This window comes from Mycobacterium sp. (genome assembly GCF_049281135.1).
GTDB lineage: Bacteria > Actinomycetota > Actinomycetes > Mycobacteriales > Mycobacteriaceae > Mycobacterium.
In genome coordinates this window covers 1-2,292 of the sequence record NZ_JBAPRN010000666.1, presented here as the reverse complement: position 1 = coordinate 2,292, position 2,292 = coordinate 1, and the positions used below count along the sequence as shown (strand labels likewise).

The 2,292-nt window shown below is 66.5% G+C and carries 3 protein-coding genes; all 3 read right to left on the bottom strand.

The genetic code is table 11. The features are described 5' to 3' along the window. A partial coding sequence (locus WAN02_RS26730) for an Nramp family divalent metal transporter (protein ID WP_422268066.1) occupies nt 1–880 on the bottom strand: 880 nt, incomplete at its 3' end. A 49-nt stretch (nt 881–929) separates the two neighbouring features. Next, entirely contained in the window at nt 930–2,006 is a 1,077-nt protein-coding gene (locus WAN02_RS26725) for a diacylglycerol kinase (RefSeq protein WP_422268064.1), read from the bottom strand. Nucleotides 2,007–2,008: 2 nt separating this feature from the next. After that, nucleotides 2,009–2,292 (bottom strand): SDR family oxidoreductase (locus WAN02_RS26720; RefSeq protein ID WP_422268062.1); only part of this gene is annotated, 284 nt, incomplete at its 5' end.

The following is a 2,292-nucleotide window of genomic DNA, read 5'->3' as shown; positions in this document are numbered from 1 at the left end:
CCAGCAATCCGACCGCGAAGAACACCGCGATCAATGGACTCACCGTGTCGTGCACTGCGACGTAGGCCGTCTCGATGGAACCGACGCCGGCTCGGCCCTGCATGTTCAGCGCAGCGACCAGCAGCATCGCGGCGTTCACGGCCCCTGCGACGACCATCGCCAGTCCGACGTCCAACCGGGTGACCCGCAGCAGTCGCCGCCGGTCCGGGCCGGGATCGGGATGGCCATGCCGGTCGCGGGCCAGCCCGGAGTGCAGATAGACCGCATGCGGCATCACCGTCGCGCCCAGGATGGCCGCCGCCAACAGCACGCTTTCCTTTCCGAGGAATCGCGGAACCAACCCGCCCAGCACATCTCCGGGCGGTGGTGTCGCCACGAAGAAGCTGGCGGTGAAGCCGATGGCGATGAGCAGCAGCAGTCCGGTGATCACCCGTTCGAAGATCTGTTGGCCGCGCTGGTCCTGGATCCGCAGGAGCAGCAGCGACACCACCCCGGTGATCACCCCGCCAAGCAGCAGTGGCAGCCGGAATAGGATGTGTAGTGCGATCGCCCCGCCGATCACCTCGGCCACGTCGGTCGCCATCGCGACGATCTCGGCCTGTATCCAAAAGGCCAGTCGGGCCGGTCGATTCAGCTGTCCGCCGATGGCCTCGGGCAGCGTGCGCCCGGTCACCAGGCCGAGCTTTGCCGACAGGTACTGGACGAGCCCGGCCATCACGTTCGCGAGGACGATCACCCACAGCAGCGCGAAGCCGAATTGGGCGCCGGCACTGATGTTCGCGGCCACGTTGCCCGGGTCGACATAGGCAATCGCGGCGACGAATGCGGGGCCGAGCAGATACCACCCGGTTTTGAGCCGCGCGCGGGTGTCCTCGGGCACCTAACTCACTTTCCTTCGACGAATAAGAAAGTTAGGTTAACCGAAACCTCTACCTTGCCGAGTAGAGGCCGCGCCCGGTGATCAGCGGTAGGTCCAGCGTGGTGCGGATCCCGGCGGGCGCGGCAACGACGGCGGGGATGGCGTTGACGACGCGCATCGCCGTCGCCACCAGACCCGCGTGATTGTGATCCCCGTTCGGACTGCTCAGGCAGACGTCGATGGCGTAGGACGGTTCGCCGGTGATTTCGATCCGATAGCAGCCACCGGGCTGGGCCGGCTGCGGCCAGTCGGGGCACAGGTCTTCGCGCAACCGGGTGACGTGTTCGAGGACGACCGCGGGCTTGCCGTCGACCAGTCCGTGCACCTCGAATCGCAGCGCCGCGGCACTGCCCTTGGGGATGTGTCCCGAGGCGATGTCGAAGTCCTCGGGCGCCGGGACCCGCTCGTGCCGTTCGGTGACCTGGTCGAGTTCGACGCCCAGGCCCGCGGCGAGTTGGCGCACCACCGATCCCCACGCCAGACTCAGCACGCCCGGTTGCAGCAGCATTGGGATGTCGTCGAGCGGCTTGCCGAATCCCATCACGTCGAACATGACGGTGGCGCTGTCGTATGTGGCGTAGTCGACGATCTCCATGCAGCGGATCTGCTGGACGCTCTGGCATGTCCCAGCCAGCGCCAGCGGGAGCAGGTCGTTGGCGAATCCCGGATCGATGCCGTTGACGAACAGGCTCGAATTGCCTTCCCGCGCCGCATCTTCGATCGGAGCCAGCAGCTCCTTGGGGAGCACCTGCCACGGATACTGCAGGAACACCGCACTGCTGCCGACGACATTGACCCCGGCGGCCAGGATGCGCCGGTAATCGTCGAGCGCATCGGGCAGCCGGTTGTCGGCCATCGCGGTGTAGACCGCGCACTGCGGGCCAGAGGCGAGCACCGCGTCCAGATCGGTAGACGCGGTGACACCGGTCGAGACATCAAGGCCCGCAAGCTCTCCGGCGTCTTTGCCGGCTTTGGAATCCGACGACACCCACACACCGGTGAGCTCGTAGTCCGGATTGGTGATCAGCGCCCGCAACGCATGGATGCCGACATTTCCGGTGCCGACCGCGGCGACTCGTATAGCCATCGTCACAGGTCCGGAATCGGTAGGTCGAGGTTGGGAAAGGTGATACCGCCGTCGACTTCGATCACCTTGCCGGTCAGGTAGGCACCCGCTGGCGAGGCTAAATACACTGCGGCAGCCGCGATCTCGTCGGGCTCGCCGAGCCGGCGCATCGGTGTCACCTTTTCCATCGGCTCGCGCAACTCGTCGTTGGAGGCGACGATGTCGAGCGCGGACGTGGCGATCGATCCGGGCGCGATGGCGTTGACCCGAATCCGCGGGCACAGGTCCAGCGCGGCCAGCCGGGTGT

Excerpts from the sequence above, each read along its gene's own strand:
- WAN02_RS26725 (WP_422268064.1), bottom strand. The coding sequence starts at position 2,006 with ATGGCTATACGAGTCGCCGCGGTCGGCACCGGAAATGTCGGCATCCAT.